Source organism: Mesorhizobium sp. P3_A10, assembly GCF_056403175.1.
This window is the reverse complement of the sequence record NZ_JBFUFZ010000005.1, coordinates 67,526-83,374: the sequence shown is the minus strand read 5'-3', so window position 1 is coordinate 83,374 and position 15,849 is coordinate 67,526. Positions and strand designations below refer to the sequence as shown.

Genomic DNA, 15,849 nt, shown 5'->3' with positions numbered 1-15,849 from the left:
GAAGTTTCTTATTTGCCCCGATCTTTCCCGACCCGAAGATCAGCGCAGCCAGGACCGGATACCGCGTTTTGCTGCCCTTACCTTCGGTTCTGGATGATGGCCAAAACCCAAGCGCGCCGACATGCCCTGGTCGGCGACGAGTTCGGCTCCACTGAACGCCGCACTTTGATCCGACAGCAGGAAAACAGCAGTCGCCGCGACCTGCGGCACGGTGTTGTATGTCCCTGTCGCTTGCCCCGCGTTGAAATGGCGTTCGGCCGCGGGATCCTTCGCCGATATCTCGGCGATGGCTTCAGTCCGGGTCAGGCCGGGACAGAGCGCATTGACGCGGATCTGGTGCGTACCAAGGCTCCAGGCCATGGCTCTCGTCATCGAAACAACGGCGCCTTTGGTAGCCGCATACATCTCATAGCCGGCAAGCGTGGCGCCTGCGTGGTTCGAGGCGATGTTGACAATCGAGCCGCCGCGCCGGGCCTTGATCATCAGCCGGGCGACGTGCTGCGAGACAAGGAAGACAGAGCGCTGGTTGACCTGCCAGAGCCGGTCCAGGTCGCCAAGCGGCATATCGAGAAACGGCGTCTGTATGGTGACGCCGGCATTGTTCACCACCCCATCCGGAGAACCGTATCGCTGCGCGATCACATCCGCCATCGCGGCGATGCTCTCCGGCGATGCGACATCGACCTGCAGGAATTCGGCGCCGGCGCGTTCGACGGCATCGCGGTGCTCGGCGAGCAGGGTCGCTCCGACCACTGTGGCGCCGGCTTCGACACAGGCCCGTGCGATGCCGAGACCGATACCGGCTCCAGCGCCGGTAACGACGATGATCTTGCTGGAAAGTGATTGCGTGGACACTTCACAGCTCCTCCGGTGATGCCATCTTTCGCTGAAACAGCAGGACCAGCACTGGCGGCGGCGGCAGGCCGAGTACAGCACGGGCATGGTTAACAAAATATGTCGGTGGAATTTACCTAGATTTCACGAGTGGTACACTTTCGTAAACTTTCCATCGCGCTGGTAAGGAGTTGTTAAGGGCCGGCGTCGATAGTCGCACGTAACTTGAGGGAGAAATCCCGTTCCTCAAAATCCCCTGAGGATCTGAATTCGCTCAAGCCCCCGTTGTGACAGCAATCCAATTACTTAAGGCGTCCACTTGGACGCCTTTTCTTTTGCCGGACCGGGCCGCGCAAGCGCAGGGCTCTAGTCCGCGAGCACGCGGGTCGAGGGAAAGCCGACTTCGACCAGGGTTCCTTCGCCAGGCGTTGAGGTGATGGTGAAGCGGGCCCGGTTCGCCTCGACCATCGCCTTGGTCAGCGGCAGTCCGAGACCCGTGCCGTCGCCGCGTCCACGCTTGAGCGCGTTGATCTGCTTGAACGGCTTCAGCGCCTGCTCGATCTCGGCCTGGCTCATGCCGATGCCGGTGTCGCGCACGCGCATGACGACATCGCCGGAGGTTTCATAGGCGGTCGAGACGATCACCTGGCCTCCGGCTTGCGTGTAGCGGATGGCGTTCGACAGGATGTTGAGGGCGATCTGGCGCACGCTGCGCAGATCGGCCACCACCTCCGGCAAGCGCGACGCGAAGCTGGAGCGGATGATGACACGCTCGCGGTTGGCCTGCGGCTGCATCATCGCCACCGTTTCGCCCAGCGTGTCGTTGAGCGACACCGCCTCGTAGTCCATCTCCTGCTGGCCGGCCTCGATCTTCGAGATGTCGAGCAGGTCGTTGACCAGGTCGAGCACATGGTTGCCCGACCGGTTGATGTCGCGCAGATAGTCGCGGTAGCGATCATTGGCCACCGGCCCGAATTTCTCGTCCACCATCAGTTCGGAAAAGCCGATGATGGCGTTGAGCGGCGTGCGAATCTCGTGGCTGATGCGCGCCAGAAAATCAGTCTTCTGCGACGAGGCGCGCTCGGCCACCGCGCGCGCCTGGGTCAAATCCTCTTCGGCTCGCTTCCACTGCGTGATGTCGCGCACCACGGCGCAGAAGCCGCTGTCGTTGGGCAGCCTGCCGATGGTCATGAACAGGGGAATGAAGCGCCCCTGCGCCTCGCGTCCGATCACCTCGCGGCCGTCATTCATGACGCTCGCCACGCCGGGCTCAGAAAGCCCGCTGAGATAGTCGCGCGCCGCGCGCTGGCTTTCGATGGCAAACAGCGAGGCGAAGGGCTTGCCGGTCACCTCGTCGCTGTCGAAGCCGAACAGCGCTTCCGCCGGGCGGCTGATCGAGCGGATCGTTCCGTCGCGGCCGATCAGCACGACGCCGTCGGTGGCGGTGTCGATAATGGTGCGCATTTCGGCAATGCGCGACTTCAGCTCCGAAATGTCGGGCTGTGTCGGCTCGTCGGTAACACCATGCGCAACCGCCGCATCGTCATCGCCGGAGCGGCGCACGACCAGCATCAGCGCCTTGCCGCCGCGCCACGGAACCGAGCGCAGGATGGCCTCGATCGGAAACTCCTGCCCGTCGCGCGTCTTCAGCCGCAGCGCGTGATCACTTCCCTCGGAAGCGCTGTCGTCGGTATAGGGATCGGCAAACAATGCGCCAAGGCCACCGGCATCGCTGAGATCCTCGAGCGTGTCGTAGTCGGTCAGGCTGAGGAATTCCTCATTCGCATAATGCAGCTCGTCGCCGGAATGGATGAGCAAGGGGACGGGCAGCTTGCCGAGGATCGACGTATCCGGGGCCTTGGTCTCGTCCCCCGCCGAAAACGCCGAGGGCATGAACCCTTCAAGCCTGAGCGGCGGCACTTTGAGGCGCGGCCGCTCGACGGGAGCAGTTTCCATAGTCCCAGCCGCAGTGCCTGAAGCGACTTCGTTGTCGGGTTGCGCCCAATCCTCGTCATCTTCGGCGTCGCGGAAGTCGGCTGAAGTCATGCTGTCGTCGTCTTCGGCAGCGCCGGCTGTTTTGCCCGCATCGGTTGTCGAGGATGTCTCCGCTGTGGGCTGCGCGTCCGCCGCGACGGGGTCGGCACTCGCTTGCGTCACCGCCGCCTGGTCGCCATCCTTGGTTGCTTCGTCTGTCCGGTCGGCGTAGTTGAGCAGGGAGCCCGAGGCCGCAGGCACAACAAGTTGCTTGGCAGGGCTCTCTTGAACAGGCTCGTCCGGCTGCTCGCCATCGAGCCGCGCCAGATCCTTCTCGTCTTCGGCATCGGTTTCAGGCGGCTCGGCTGCGGCTACTTCGCTTTCAGGGCCGGTTGCCGGCCTTTTACCGGTATCGACCTTGGCGGTGTGTTTCAACGTCGGCTCGTCGGCCTTGGCAGCCGCAGAGGCCACATCTTCGACAGCTGCTTCGGCCGGCCTTCCGGCATCGGGCTTCTCGGCAGCTGGCTGTTCAGCCACAGGCTGCTCGGCCTCGGCTGAGCTGTCTTTCTTGAGCCGCTCACCGATCTCGCGGAACGCGCTGCGCTCCAGCGTCGACAGGCCCCTCTCACTTACCGGCTGCTTGTCATTGGCCGGTTGCCGATGCTCGGCCAACCGGATCACCTTGTCGGCGAAGCGGCGTTCCTGCTTGGGCACGATGGTCAGCGCCGGCACCTCGCCCTTGAACGGGTCGGCTGGCTGGGACGCCTCAGCCACGGTCTCTTCGACCGCAGGCTCCGTCGCTGCTTTTTTCTCGCCATTGGGGACCAGCGCCATGCCGATCGCTTCCGGATCGATCACCGCGTCACTGGCGCGGGCGACGCCGAAACCGCGAAAGCCTTCAAAGGCGCGGCTGCGGCCGTAGACGGGCAGTGCCGCCAGATCGACCGGTATCTTCAGATCGCTGCCGGCAACCGGCCACAACACCGAGCGCCCGGACCAGGTGTCGCGCCGTTCGAGCAGGCCGGCGATCTCGCCGGAGGCATCGAGGCCGAAGGTCGCCGCCACATCCTTGAAGCGGCGGCCGATCACGTCGGCGGCGGGCTTGCCGACGATGTCGGCGAATTCAGGCGACAGCGTGCTGAACTTGCCTTCGGCATCGGTGCGCCAGACGAAGCGCAGCGGCGGCGCCGAACGGTCGATCGACCGGGCGGGACGTTCCGCCGGGGCGGCGGCCTGAGGGGCGTCCTGTTTCGCGCCTTCCGGCGCAACCACAGTTTCAAGAGGTCGGCTCGGTTGCTTCGCGTCGTCCTCGCCGGAGTTGAAATACCAATGATCATGTTGCGCCGGGCTGGCCACCGGGTCACTTGCCGCCGCTTGCGGTCCGGTCGAATCGGCGGTTTCCGACGATGCCGGGATCAGTTCGGCGACTTCAGGGGCAGCCTCTGTTGCCACCTCCGCCGTCGGGGCTGTCGGCTCATTGTCCTGAGCTGTTTCCGGTTGACCAACGACATCGTCTGCCACCCCACCGGTGATGGCTTCCGCCTCACTGGCAGGCTCGACAGCGCTTTCGTCATCAAGCTGGTCTTCGTCGATCACCACCAGCAGGTGCCGCGTATCGGTCAGCTTGGCGAAGCCGGCCGGATAGGAAGCAGCGCCGCCTGGAACCAGGCGCTTGACGATGCGGCCGTTCTCAGCGGTCACGTCGGCGACAAGCGCGGCCAGCGTCTGCGGCAGGATCCCGAGCGCCGCAAAACCATCCGAAGCCGCCTCGACGGCGCCCGAAGCATCGACAAAGGCGATGAAGTGTCCGTGTTCAGTAAAGCCGTTGATGGCGCGCGCGGCTGTCTCGGCCGCACTGCGTGAGCCGGTCTGCACCGCCGGCACCACCAGCATGATCGCGTTTTCGCCATCCGGCATCGTCACCGCACTGGCGAGGAAGCCGACGGCGTTGCTGGTCATGCCGGTCGCCAGCCGGACTGTGATCGAACGATCGTGGCCAATCTCCGGAAAACCGCTGGTCGCCATGATCTGGCGCCGGGCAATCAGCGGCAGCCGCGCCGAGGCGCCGATGATGGCCTCGATGTCGGGATAGCCGAACACCGCAGCGCCCGGCCCATTGGCCCAGATCACCTGTTCGAGGTCTGCCGACAATATGGCGATCGCGTCGCCGGCGGCAAAGCGCTGACGCACCGCGTCGAGCACCGCGACGTCGAGGAAAGAGTAGTTTTCGGACGGCATGCGCTTGGCGGACCCTTACAGAGCGGGCAATTTGCAGTTAACGCTTTGTTAATAAAAGCCGGCGGGGCGAAGGTCCACAAGCCATAACGTGCAGCGCTCGGAATCTGGGCGTTTGGTTAACGCCCTGAAGAATTTTATGGTGCACTGCAACAAAGATATTGCAACGCACAAAAAAACCTATATATTGCCATCATACATGAACGAGACGGCTTTCTGTCAAAGCCGCCGCTGCCGAAAGGATGGAAAATGTCCAGGACCAAGACTGCCGACACGATCGAAAACGTTGAATTCCCGAGCTTTGACGCTTCCAAGGCCACCGACCAGATGCGCGCTTTCGCCGAAAAGGGCGTCGAGCAGTCGAAGGAAGCCTACGCCAAGCTGAAGACCGGCGCCGAGGAGACCCAGAAGGCTCTGGAGTCCACCTTCGAAACCGCCAAGTCCGTTTCCAGCGACCTGTCGCTCAAGACCATTGCCGCTTTCCGCGCCAACGCCGAAGCCGGCTTCTCGCATCTCGAAGCCCTGATCGGCGCCAAGTCGCTGTCGGAAGTCGTCGAGCTGCAGACTGCCTTCCTGCGCAAGCGCGTCGAGACGACCGTCGAGCAGGCCAAGGAATTCCAGGCCGTTGCTTCCAAGGCCGCCGAGGAAGTCTCCAAGCCGGTCAAGACCGCCTTCGAGAAGGCGCTGAAGGAAATCAAGGCCGCCTAATAATTGCGCATGGTCTGATGATGCAACAAAAGGTCGCATTTCGTCAGACAAATAGATGTGCAATTAATTTGGTCAGTGAATACCCGGCGAGTGGAACCTCCTCCCTCTGCTCCCCGGGGTGACCAGCCAGCACCTCCTCCCGCTGGCTCGTAACAGGAAAAGGCCGGCACCTCCTCCCGCCGGCCTTTTTCTTTGCCTGCTGAAAAGTGGTTGATGAAAATCGCCGCCTGTCCGCAGAACCAGCTTTGCCTAATCAAAGGCCTTGAATTAGACTCTGATAGACCGTATTGGACGCATCGCCGAACGACAGAGCGGATCTCGGAGAATGAATTTTTCACCACGATCTGGCTCAGGCAAATGTGCCGTTGTAGCTCAGATGGTTAGAGCGCCGGATTGTGGATCCGGAGGTCGCTGGTTCGATCCCAGCCAACGGTACCACTATATCAAACAAACAGAACGTGCTCCTTGAACCCTTCCTTTCCTTCGGCTCTGCGGACCTCGGACAAGATCAGCTTGCCGGGCGAAGCCGACTCGGTTGGAATGGGAGCATGCATCCTTTACCGGGTGCGGACGTTTACGATTACCAACCGGCATAGCCGCCAGGGAAATGCAGTATGAGTGAACATGCGATCGAGTTCTTGCGCGGGTGGATCGGCGAAAAGGTCCAGTGCCAGCACTCGCCGGTAAAGATCGAAAAGCAGGCCGAGACCCTTGCCCGGGAGTGCGCCGCCAAGGCGGCTGAGGTTGGCATACCCCTGGAAGACATCCAGGAAGAAGTCGGCGACATTCAGGAACTGATTGCGTCGCGGCTCGAAGAGGCGGCCGAGGCCGACCAGAGCCAAGCGAATTCGGGCAAGCCTGCCGAGTGACGGATCGAGCCCGGCAAGAGGGCCGGGCGCTGCATCTCTATCCAAATCTATCTTTAAGCCATGCCTTCGGCAGTGCCGGCACAAAATTGCCGTCGCGCCCGGTCATGTCGTCATTGGCGACCAGCGCGTTGAGGATCGCTTCCTCTGTGGCCTGCACCACGGCATCGAAGAACGGGTTGATGTCGGCATCCGGAATGTAGCTGGCATTGACCATCTTGCCCGGCGCGCCCCTGGCGGCGTCGGGATTGGCGGTGCTAAAGGCCAGGAAGATATCGCCCGAGGTCGTGTATCCATAGCCGCCGGTCAGCGCCACGCCGAGCGGCACGCGCTTGGCCAGCCGCTTCATCTGATGCGCCATGAACGGCGCATCGGTGGCAATGACCGCGATGATCGAGCTCTTTTCGGCGCGCGGCGTGTTGTCCCGGATCGCTGGTTCGACAAGCTCGGCTCCGGCCCTGATGCCACGCACGACAAGGTTTCGCCGCGCCCCGAAATTCGACTGGACGAAGCAACCGACCGTGAAACGCTCACCGTTCCATTCGACACTGCGCGAAGACGAGCCGGACCCCGCCTTGAAGCCGAAGGTGATCATGCCGGTGCCGCCGCCAACGCTGCCTTCCTCGATCGGCCCGCCTTGAGCCGCGTCGAGCGCGGAAAAGACATGCTCGAAATCCAGATGATGGCCGTTAATGTCGTTGAGGAAGCCGTCATAGGTCTCGCCCGCCACCGGCAGCGCCCAGGCGCTATCGAGCGATTGCGGCAGCCTCTTCTGCATCCAGCGCAACGTTGCGTCGCGGCTGACGCCGCAGGAGTGGGTGTTGGTGATGGTGACCGGAAAATTGAACGCGCCGAGTTCGTCGATCAGATGCGAGCCGGTCAGTTCGCCATCGCCTTTGCCGCTGAACATGCCGGCGAACACCGGGATTACCAATTCGCTTCTCGGCCGCGGCAGGATTGTCGTCACGCCAGTGCGCACCGGACCCTTGCCGACAATGAGCGGCCCGTCGCCGAAGATCAGCGTCGTATAGCCGACCGCCACGCCGGGCACATCGGTGATGGCATTGAAGGCGCCCGGCGTGCCATCGAACGGGATCGCGAAAGCGCGAGCGCGCGGCTTGCCCGATGGCGTCTGTAGATGCGGGTCATATCCGGTCATGCCGTCTCTATCTCTTTGTTTTGACGCAATTCCGGACGGAAAACCGCTTCACACTTTTTCTGGAATTGCTCTAGAAAAGCGACCCTTGGCTGCCCGGCGCCTTGGCTTTGGCCGCTGGTTTGGCGGCCGGCTTTGGCCGTTCCGTGCCGCTCGTGGCAACCGCATCCGCTGTGCCGTCGGCGAACTCCAGCAAGAGTGCTGCTCCGGACATGACGTCCTCCGCTCGCTTGATCACCGCGCCGTCGGCGTCCTTGACCAACGCAAAGCCGCGCGCCAGCACCGCCTTGTGCGACAGTGTCGCCAGCAGGCGGTCGCCCTGGGTCAGGCTTCCGCGCAAGCGATCCAGCCGTCTCGAAATCGCCTGGTCCTGCCGCCGCGACAGCCCTGCCACGGCGTCTGCCTGCAATTTCTGCCGCCTCGCGATCGGCGCCGGCGACAATCGTGCTGCCGTGCGTGAAGATCGCGCCCGTCGTTCGCGCACGATGCCGAAAAAGGCTGCTTGCGCCCGGGCGAGGTCGCGGCCGGTCAGCGTACGGGCCTCGTTGATGCGGCGCGACAGTGTGGCCGGTGTCAGCCGCTGCCCGGCAAGCCTGGCCCGCTTGCGATCGATGCTGACGCTCAGCGCCCGGCCGAGCCGGCTCGTCGCTTCGTCCAGCCGCCGGCGCGGCAGCGCCAGCAACTGATCGGGCGAGGGCAGCGCACGGGCGGCCGCGCGCACCGCTTGCCGCTTGCGTTCGAAACCGCGCGAGACGGCGGCCTTGAGCCTTGCAGCGAGACTGGCAAGCGTCGCTTCAAGGTCCGCTTTCACCGGCACGGCAATTTCGGCGGCACCGGTCGGGGTCGGTGCCCGCACATCCGCCACCAGGTCGATCAGCGTCCAGTCTGTCTCGTGGCCGACGGCGGAAATCACCGGAATGCGCGAGGCGGCGACGGTGCGCGCCAGCGCCTCGTCGTTGAAGCCCCACAGATCCTCGAGGCTGCCGCCGCCGCGCGCCACGATCAACAGGTCTGGGTGCGGGATGGCGCCGTCCCATGCCAGCGCGTTGAAGCCGTTGACGGCGGCAGTGACTTCCGCGCCGGCCGTCTCGCCTTGCACCCGCACCGGCCAGACCAGCACATGCAGCGGAAAGCGGTCCTTGATGCGGTGGATGATGTCGCGAATGACCGACCCTGTCGGCGAGGTGACGACGCCGATGACGCGCGGCATGTAGGGCAACAGCTGCTTGCGGCCGGTATCGAACAGGCCTTCGGCCTGCAGCCGCCGCTTGCGTTCTTCCAAAAGCGCCATCAGCGCCCCGGCGCCGGCGGGCTCGAGATTGTCGATGACGATCTGGTAGTTGGACTTTCCGGGATAGGTGGTGAGCTTGCCGGTGGCGATCACCTCCATCCCTTCCTCGGGGCGGAATTTCAGCCGGCTCATCGTGCCTTTCCAGACCACGGCATCGAGCCGCGCCCGGTCGTCCTTCAGCGCGAAATAGGCATGACCGGAGGAGTGCGGTCCGCGATAGCCTGAAATCTCGCCGCGCACCCGCACATTGCCGAACACATCCTCGACGGTGCGCTTCAGCGCGCCGGAAATCTCGCTCACCGTGTATTCGGCGGCGTTGGTGCGTGATTCGGAAGTTGCTTCGCTCATGGAGCGATTGGTGGACGGTTGTGCGCCCGCGTCAAGGCGGCTGAAGCCCATCGCCGATTTCATAACGCGATCTTAAGCCAGATTTGATTGACTCTGCGGCATGGGAGCTAGCCAAAGACGCATGAGCACACGCGCAAACCGCAGTCCATTGACATTCCAGGTCACCCTGACGGTGCTGGCGCTTGCCGTTTTCGCGCTGGCCATGGTCGTCGGCTTCGGCCTGTACGCCACCATGCAGGCGGACCACGTCTCCCTCGAACGGCAGAAGATATTCTTCGCCAATGGCCTTCAGGATCAGATCGCCGCGGTAGAGCGCGAGCAGGAAAGTATCGCCGTCTGGGACGATGCCGTCATCAACGCTAAGGCCGGCAACGCGGACTGGATGGTCGAGAACATCAGCGTCTGGATGTATTCCTACTACGGCCACAACCGGGTCTACGTGCTGGATGCCGCCAACCGCCCGATTCATGCGATGCGTGAAGGACAGGTGGTGGCGCCGGCCAGCTATGGCGAGGACGAACCGGCCATCCTGCCCAGCGTCGAAAAGCTGCGCCTGCTGATGCGTCAGCCAGCAAATGAAAACCAGACCGGCGGTCAGGCCAAGATGGTCGCCGAAGATCTGGTATCGCTTGGCGGCAAGCCTGCCATCCTCAGCGTCATGCCGCTGGTGCCGAGTTCAGACCGCGTCACCCAGGCGCCGGGCACCGAGTATCTCCATGTCTCCGTGGAGTTCATCAATGACGTCGTTATCGGCAAGATCGCCGAAAAGTATCTGCTGGCCGGCGCGCACCTGCTGCCATTGTCGCAGCCGACAGGCTCGGCCGCTATTCCGCTGGTCGATTCGCGCGGCATCATCCTGGGCTATATCGGCTGGGATCAGGAGCGTCCCGGCCTGACCCTGGTGCGCAAGGCCGGCCCGGCCCTGATCGGCGGTCTGCTGCTTGCCGCCAGCGTCCTGGCATTCCTGTTGCGGCGCCTGCGTCGGGCTTCGTCGGCGCTGCAAGCCAGCCAGGACCAGGCGCAATATCTCGCTTTCCACGACACGCTGACGGGTCTTCCCAACCGGGCGCTGTTCGAGGACCGGCTGCGGCGCGCTTTGCTCACCGCCAGTCACGACACGGCCAGGGTGGCGCTGCTTTACCTCGACATCGACCGCTTCAAGCACGTCAACGATACGCTCGGTCATCCGGCCGGCGACGAACTTGTGCGCCAGACCGCGCGCCGGCTGCAGCAGACCATTCGTGAAGTCGATACGGTGGCGCGGCTCGGCGGTGATGAATTCGCCCTGATCGTGATCGATATCCGCGATATCAGAGCCACCGAGGATATTGCTGACAGGATCCTGCAAACACTGCAGGAGCCTTTCAAGCTGATCGACGACCAGGTCTTTGTCAGCGCCAGCATTGGCATTGCCTTGTCGACAGGCTCCGATGCCAACGCCGACGATCTGCTGCGCAAGGCCGACATCGCGCTCTACGAAGCCAAGAAGACCGGCCGCGGCCGTTATCAGGTCTTCGCCGGCGATATGGATGACCTGCTGCTGCGCAAGCGCAAGGTCGAGAGCGAGCTTCGCAAGGCCTTGAACGGCGGAACCGGCATCAAGCTGGCCTATCAGCCGATCTTCGCGGCGGACGGCAAGACGATGCTTGGCGCCGAAGCACTGATCCGCTGGGCGCACGAGGTCCACGGCGCATTGCCGCCGGCACAATTCATCGCCATCGCCGAAGAACGTGGCATGATCGGCCAACTTGGCGAATGGGTGCTGCTTGAAGCTTGCCGCTTTGCCATTGGCACCGAATTGCCTTGGGTGGCCGTCAATGTATCGCCGCTGCAATTGCGCGACGCCGGTTTCGCCGACCAGGTTGCGTCGATCCTTGCCGAGACCGGGCTGGCGCCGAGGCGGCTGCAGCTTGAAATCACCGAAAACGTGCTTTTGGAAAACAACGATACGGTGAGAACGGTTCTGGCTGCCTTGCGCCAGTCGGGCATCGGCATCGTGCTCGATGACTTCGGCACCGGCTATTCGTCGCTGAGCTATCTGCGCCGCTACGCCATCGACAAGCTCAAGATCGACCGCTCATTTGTCCGCCTTGTTGACGGCGACGGCAATTCGGCGCCGATCGTCAAGGCGCTGATAGATCTCGCCAGCGCCCTCAATGTCGCTGTCACCGCCGAAGGTGTCGAGACCGAGGGGCAGATGGCTCAGCTCGTCGGCATGGGCTGTCAGCAGTTGCAGGGTTATCTTCTGTCGCCACCGCTGGAGCCGGCCCAATTGCTGGGCCTTCCGGGCCTGTCGTCCGCCGCCGATGTCGGCGAACAGGCGGCCGCTCGCGCCTAAACCAACATATGCGATCTGTCCTACCAGCCCGGCAGGATCTGGTTCGGCTTGGTCCGCTTCATCTTGGAGAAGGCGAGCGCGGCGAAGTCGAAAGTTCCGGTTTCTTCGCCGAGCGGCACGGAAATGTTGTCGAGGCTTTCGGAGATATGGCGGGCCAGCGCGTCGACGATCTCCGGCCGTGAGGTCTGGCCGCGCATGATGCCGATGCGGCAATCGGGCAGGGCGCCGAAGCCGTCGGCTTCGCCCAGCACCCGCATACCGGGCCTGAGCGCGCATTCCGGCAGCACCGAGATCGCCAGGCCGGACAGCACGGCGGCGGTGATGACGGTTGCAGAGAAGCTGGTGAACAGGATGCGATAGTCGCGGTTCTGCCGGTCGAGCACATCAACGGCGGCGCGGCGCCAGATGCAGTTCGGCCGGCCAAAGGCCATTGGCAGGGTTTCCTGCTCATGCGTCGCGTGATTGGCCGAGGTGACCCACAGCAGCGGCTCGCGCCGCACCACTTCCGACTGGCCGCGCGCATCATTGTGCGTCACCAGCGCCAGATCGAGGTTACCGCGCTTGATGTGCTCGACCAGCCCCGGCGTCGGCTCGCAGATGACGGTCAGTTCGACACGCGGGTTGGAGCGCGCGAACCGCGCCATGATTTCGGGCAGGAAGCGGTCGGCATAGTCGTCCGGCGTGCCGATGCGGATCGTGCCTTCGAGCCGCCGGTCGTCAAAGGCAGCCAGCGTTTCGCGGTTGAGGTAGAGCAGCCGCCTTGCATAGGAAAGCAGCTTGTCGCCTTCCTCGGTCAGCCTGTTGGTGCGCCCATCCTTCTCGAACAGCGGCTTGCCGATTCGCTCCTCCAGCCGGCGCATCTGCATGGACACCGCCGACTGGGTCCGGTGCACCTCTTCGGCGGCGCGGGTGAAGCTGCCGGTGTCGGCAATCGAGATGAAGGTCTGCAACTGATCGAGATCGAGCGGTGCTTTCATCGACATGATCCATCACTAGCGTTGATGCTAAAGATTAGAAACATTCGTTGGATTAATCAATCGGCTGATGGCAAATTGGCATTGTCCACATGAAGGCATGTGAATCGAAGCCGGAACGGTCGCTGTCGCCAGCGCCGATCGTCGGGTTTTGTCCGTTCGAGTCTGAAGGAGACCGACATGACCACGTTTGATTTCGCCACCGAGACCTCGCGCATCACCTCGCGTCCGGCCGTTGCGACGCGCGTGGCCAATGCCGTCGCCAATGTCTATCGCGCCTGGAAAAATCGCCGCGCCTTCTATCGCCTTGGCGAGATGTCGGACGCCGAACTCGCCGATATCGGTCTGACGCGCGCCGACCTGCACGTCGCCATCGCTGTGCCATTCGGCCGCGATCCGACAGCCAAGTTGCGCTCGATCGCCAGCGATCGCGCCGAGACGATCGAAGACTTTGCCCGCAAGGTTGCCTGATCGCGTTGGATGGGTGCCGTTTCGGTTTGCGTTGAACCTTTTTGAGGCGTGACGCGACCTAGAGATATCGCAGGCTCCCCACTCCCTGCCGGTTCCCCGCCGGCTCGCCTGCACACTGCCCGGTCCTCTCAAGGACCGGGCTTTTCTTTTTGGGGCGCCGGGCGCTACCGGCGGTCCATACCCTTCTTGAACTGGTCGAAGATCGATTCCATGCCCTTCTGGTAGTCGTCGCGCTGCTGGGCGCCGGTCTCGAACATCTTGCCGAACAGATCGTCGAACGGGTTCTTTGGCCGGCCGCTCGGATTGGTCTGCGATTGCGGCGCCTGGCGTGGCTGCGGCGCCTGAGGCTGCGGCGCCGGCTGTCCGCCGGGCAGGGCGCCGCCGAACATGTCCTGCAGCACCTTGCCGAGCGGGTTGTCGCCATAGGGACTTTGCGTCTGCTGCGGCCGGCCCTGCGGCTGTTGTGCGCCGCCGCCGAACATGTCCTGCAGCACCTTGCCGAGCGGATTGTCGCCATAGGGATTGGGTGCCGGCTGCGGCTGGCTTTGCGGCTGTTGTGCTGCGCCACCGAACATATCCTGCAGCACTTTGCCGAGCGGATTGTCCATCGGGCTCAGGGGCTGTGGTGCCGGCGCGCCGCCGCCCGCCTGGCGCATCATTTGCTCGATGATCTCGCCGAGCGGATTGCCGCCACCGCCGAAGCCGCCTGCCGCCTGCATCTGGTTTGTGGTCTGCTTGAACAGCCCGCCCATCATCATCGAGGCCATGGCCGGCAGCATCTGCTGCAGAATCTGCTGGCTGACGCCGCTCGCTTGCGCAGCCTGGCTGGCAACGGCGCGCGAGAGATCCTTCGAACCGAACAAATGCCCCAGAATGCCATTGCCTTCGTCGATGCCTTGCGGCGAGAAGGCTCGTGTTGCGTCCTCGAAATATTTGGCGTGCTGGCCGCTCGCCATCGCCGTCATGAAGGCGCCAAGTCCGTAGGGGTCTGCGGTGTTGCGCTGCAGCCCTTGCGAAAAGGCCGGCAGCAGTGCTGCGACCGCAGCTTGCGTCTGCTGCATCGAAAGCCCGTATTGCTGGGCAAGCGCCTGCATGCCGTTGCCGTTCTGCGCCTGGGCCAGCATGTCGAACAAGGTAGGCATCGGCTTCTCCTCCGGGAAATCCTCTTGGGAGAAACCTAGTTCGTTTCCATCAGCGATTGAAGCGGCTTTTGCCGGACTGTCGATCGGACCGGTTAATAGGCATACTCCATGAACGCCGGCTCGATCGAGCCGCCCCAGCGCGTGTGGTAGGCCGAGAGCATCTCTTCGGCGCTGGTGGTGCCGCGGGCGACAACTTCGTCGAGCGTGTTGAGGAACGAGGTCTCGTCATAGCCTTCGCGGTTCTTGCGGCCGCGGTTCTTCAGCCCCATGCGCGAGATGGTGAGCACGTCGCGGGCGATATCGCGCAGCGTCGTGTTGCGGAATGGCGCCGAAATGCCCAGTTCCGGAACAGTGTTGCGCATCGCCAGTACTTCCTCGTAGGTCCAGCTCGCGGTCAATGCCTCGGCGGCGTCGAGCGCTGCCTCATCATAGAGCAACCCGACCCAGAAGGCCGGCAGCGCGCAGATGCGCCGCCACGGCCCGCCATCGGCGCCGCGCATTTCCAGGAAACGCTTCAGCCGCACGTCGGGGAACAATGTCGACAGGTGGTTCGCCCAGTCGCCCATCGTCGGCAGCCCGTCCGGAATCTCGTTTCGGGCGGCGCCCGCCATGAACTGGCGGAAGGTGACGTGCGTCATGTCGTGATAGTGGCCGTCGCGAATGACGAAATACATCGGCACGTCGAGCGCCCATTCGACATAGTCGGCGAAACCGAACTCAGGCGAGAAGCAGAATTCGAGCAGGCCCGAGCGTTGGTTGTCGGTGTCGCGCCAGATGTCGCCGCGCCAGCTCTGCAGCCCATTGGGCTGGCCCTCGGTAAAGGGCGAATTGGCAAACAGCGCCGTCGACAGCGGCTGCAGCTTCAGTGACACCTGCATCTTGCGGCGCATGTCGGCTTCGCTCTCGAAGTCGAGATTCACCTGGATGGTGCAGGTGCGATACATCATGTCGAGGCCCTTCGACCCGACCTTGGGCATGTAGCGCGTCATGATCTCGTAGCGCGACTTCGGCATTTTCGGCGTCTCTGCCAGCGACCATTTCGGGCTGCCGCCGAGGCCGAGAAACCGGATGCCCATCGGCTCGGCGATCTCGCGCACTTGCGAAAGATGCGCATTGCCCTCGCGGCAGGTCTGGTGGATCGTTTCCAGCGGCGCGCCGGACAGTTCGAACTGGCCGCCCGGCTCCAGCGAGATCGCGCCCTGGCCGGTCGGCTCGACCAGGCCGATGATGCGGCCGTCATCGATGATCGGATCCCAGCCGAGCTTTTGCTGCATGCCTTCGAGAATGGCGCGTATGCCGCGCTCGCCGCCATAGGGCACCGGCGCATTGCCATCGACATAGAACGGAAACTTCTCGTGCTCGGTGCCGATGCGCCATTTGTCGCGCGGTTTGTTGCCTTCGGCCAGATGCTCGACGAGCTCGTCGATGCCTTCGATGGGCCGGAAATCGGTTGTATCGCGCGCCATGAAAGGCCCCTCCGAAAGCGGCGGAACAACCGCCGGCGCTAAATGG

11 protein-coding genes and 1 tRNA gene are annotated in these 15,849 nt (G+C 63.4%); 5 read left to right on the top strand and 7 right to left on the bottom strand.

The features are described 5' to 3' along the window. Window positions 1–39: 39 nt before the first annotated feature. Both AC1DXU_RS19855 and AC1DXU_RS19850 read right to left on the bottom strand, forming a co-directional pair. Entirely contained in the window at window positions 40–855 is an 816-nt protein-coding gene (locus AC1DXU_RS19855; protein WP_477371735.1) for an SDR family NAD(P)-dependent oxidoreductase, read from the bottom strand. A gap of 345 nt (window positions 856–1,200) precedes the next feature. Then, window positions 1,201–5,046, bottom strand: a complete 3,846-nt coding sequence (locus tag AC1DXU_RS19850) for a PAS domain S-box protein (RefSeq protein WP_477371733.1) — start codon at window positions 5,044–5,046, stop codon at window positions 1,201–1,203. 246 nt (window positions 5,047–5,292) lie between these two features. Here AC1DXU_RS19850 and AC1DXU_RS19845 point away from each other — a divergent pair, with 246 nt between their 5' ends. The 3 genes from AC1DXU_RS19845 (at window position 5,293) to AC1DXU_RS19835 (ending at window position 6,620) form a co-directional block, all read left to right on the top strand. After that, window positions 5,293–5,751: a phasin gene (locus tag AC1DXU_RS19845; RefSeq protein ID WP_477371731.1), complete on the top strand. Its 459-nt coding sequence runs from the start codon at window positions 5,293–5,295 to the stop codon at window positions 5,749–5,751. A 361-nt stretch (window positions 5,752–6,112) separates the two neighbouring features. Beyond that, a tRNA-His gene (locus AC1DXU_RS19840) sits at window positions 6,113–6,189 on the top strand. A 176-nt stretch (window positions 6,190–6,365) separates the two neighbouring features. Then, a complete protein-coding gene (locus AC1DXU_RS19835) occupies window positions 6,366–6,620 on the top strand; it encodes a hypothetical protein (RefSeq protein ID WP_477371729.1) in 255 nt (84 codons plus the stop codon). A gap of 37 nt (window positions 6,621–6,657) precedes the next feature. Here the strand turns inward: AC1DXU_RS19835 and AC1DXU_RS19830 are convergent, their stop codons facing one another. Next, entirely contained in the window at window positions 6,658–7,776 is a 1,119-nt protein-coding gene (locus AC1DXU_RS19830; RefSeq protein WP_477371728.1) for a DmpA family aminopeptidase, read from the bottom strand. A 70-nt stretch (window positions 7,777–7,846) separates the two neighbouring features. Beyond that, window positions 7,847–9,412: an exodeoxyribonuclease VII large subunit gene (gene xseA / locus AC1DXU_RS19825; protein ID WP_477371726.1), complete on the bottom strand. Its 1,566-nt coding sequence runs from the start codon at window positions 9,410–9,412 to the stop codon at window positions 7,847–7,849. Between the two features lie 121 nt (window positions 9,413–9,533). On the opposite strand from xseA, the gene AC1DXU_RS19820 reads away from it, so the two are divergent. After that, window positions 9,534–11,750 carry a bifunctional diguanylate cyclase/phosphodiesterase gene (locus AC1DXU_RS19820; RefSeq protein WP_477371724.1) on the top strand — a complete coding sequence of 739 codons (2,217 nt, stop codon included), beginning with the start codon at window positions 9,534–9,536 and terminating at the stop codon, window positions 11,748–11,750. 20 nt (window positions 11,751–11,770) lie between these two features. On the opposite strand, the gene AC1DXU_RS19815 is transcribed toward AC1DXU_RS19820, so the two are convergent. Further along, window positions 11,771–12,727 (bottom strand): LysR substrate-binding domain-containing protein, encoded by a 957-nt coding sequence (locus AC1DXU_RS19815; RefSeq protein ID WP_477311825.1) that lies wholly within the window; start codon window positions 12,725–12,727, stop codon window positions 11,771–11,773. Window positions 12,728–12,904: 177 nt separating this feature from the next. Between AC1DXU_RS19815 and AC1DXU_RS19810 the strand changes: the two genes are divergently transcribed. After that, complete coding sequence (locus AC1DXU_RS19810) at window positions 12,905–13,195, top strand: DUF1127 domain-containing protein (protein WP_477371723.1); 291 nt, start codon at window positions 12,905–12,907, stop codon at window positions 13,193–13,195. A gap of 164 nt (window positions 13,196–13,359) precedes the next feature. Here the strand turns inward: AC1DXU_RS19810 and AC1DXU_RS19805 are convergent, their stop codons facing one another. Both AC1DXU_RS19805 and AC1DXU_RS19800 read right to left on the bottom strand, forming a co-directional pair. Beyond that, on the bottom strand, window positions 13,360–14,337 hold the full coding sequence (locus AC1DXU_RS19805; protein ID WP_477371722.1) for a DUF937 domain-containing protein: 978 nt from the start codon (window positions 14,335–14,337) through the stop codon (window positions 13,360–13,362). Between the two features lie 92 nt (window positions 14,338–14,429). Next, entirely contained in the window at window positions 14,430–15,803 is a 1,374-nt protein-coding gene (locus AC1DXU_RS19800; RefSeq protein WP_477371720.1) for a glutamate--cysteine ligase, read from the bottom strand. Between the last annotated feature and the right edge of the window lie 46 nt (window positions 15,804–15,849).

What these genes read in the sequence shown, in the direction of transcription:
- AC1DXU_RS19830 (WP_477371728.1), bottom strand. Translation starts at nt 7,776, where the DNA reads ATGACCGGATATGACCCGCATCTACAGACGCCATCGGGCAAGCCGCGC.
- AC1DXU_RS19835 (WP_477371729.1), top strand. Translation starts at nt 6,366, where the DNA reads ATGAGTGAACATGCGATCGAGTTCTTGCGCGGGTGGATCGGCGAAAAG.
- AC1DXU_RS19810 (WP_477371723.1), top strand. Translation starts at nt 12,905, where the DNA reads ATGACCACGTTTGATTTCGCCACCGAGACCTCGCGCATCACCTCGCGT.
- AC1DXU_RS19820 (WP_477371724.1), top strand. Translation starts at nt 9,534, where the DNA reads ATGAGCACACGCGCAAACCGCAGTCCATTGACATTCCAGGTCACCCTG.
- AC1DXU_RS19850 (WP_477371733.1), bottom strand. Translation starts at nt 5,046, where the DNA reads ATGCCGTCCGAAAACTACTCTTTCCTCGACGTCGCGGTGCTCGACGCG.
- AC1DXU_RS19845 (WP_477371731.1), top strand. Translation starts at nt 5,293, where the DNA reads ATGTCCAGGACCAAGACTGCCGACACGATCGAAAACGTTGAATTCCCG.
- AC1DXU_RS19805 (WP_477371722.1), bottom strand. Translation starts at nt 14,337, where the DNA reads ATGCCTACCTTGTTCGACATGCTGGCCCAGGCGCAGAACGGCAACGGC.
- AC1DXU_RS19815 (WP_477311825.1), bottom strand. Translation starts at nt 12,727, where the DNA reads ATGAAAGCACCGCTCGATCTCGATCAGTTGCAGACCTTCATCTCGATT.
- AC1DXU_RS19800 (WP_477371720.1), bottom strand. Translation starts at nt 15,803, where the DNA reads ATGGCGCGCGATACAACCGATTTCCGGCCCATCGAAGGCATCGACGAG.
- xseA (WP_477371726.1), bottom strand. Translation starts at nt 9,412, where the DNA reads ATGAGCGAAGCAACTTCCGAATCACGCACCAACGCCGCCGAATACACG.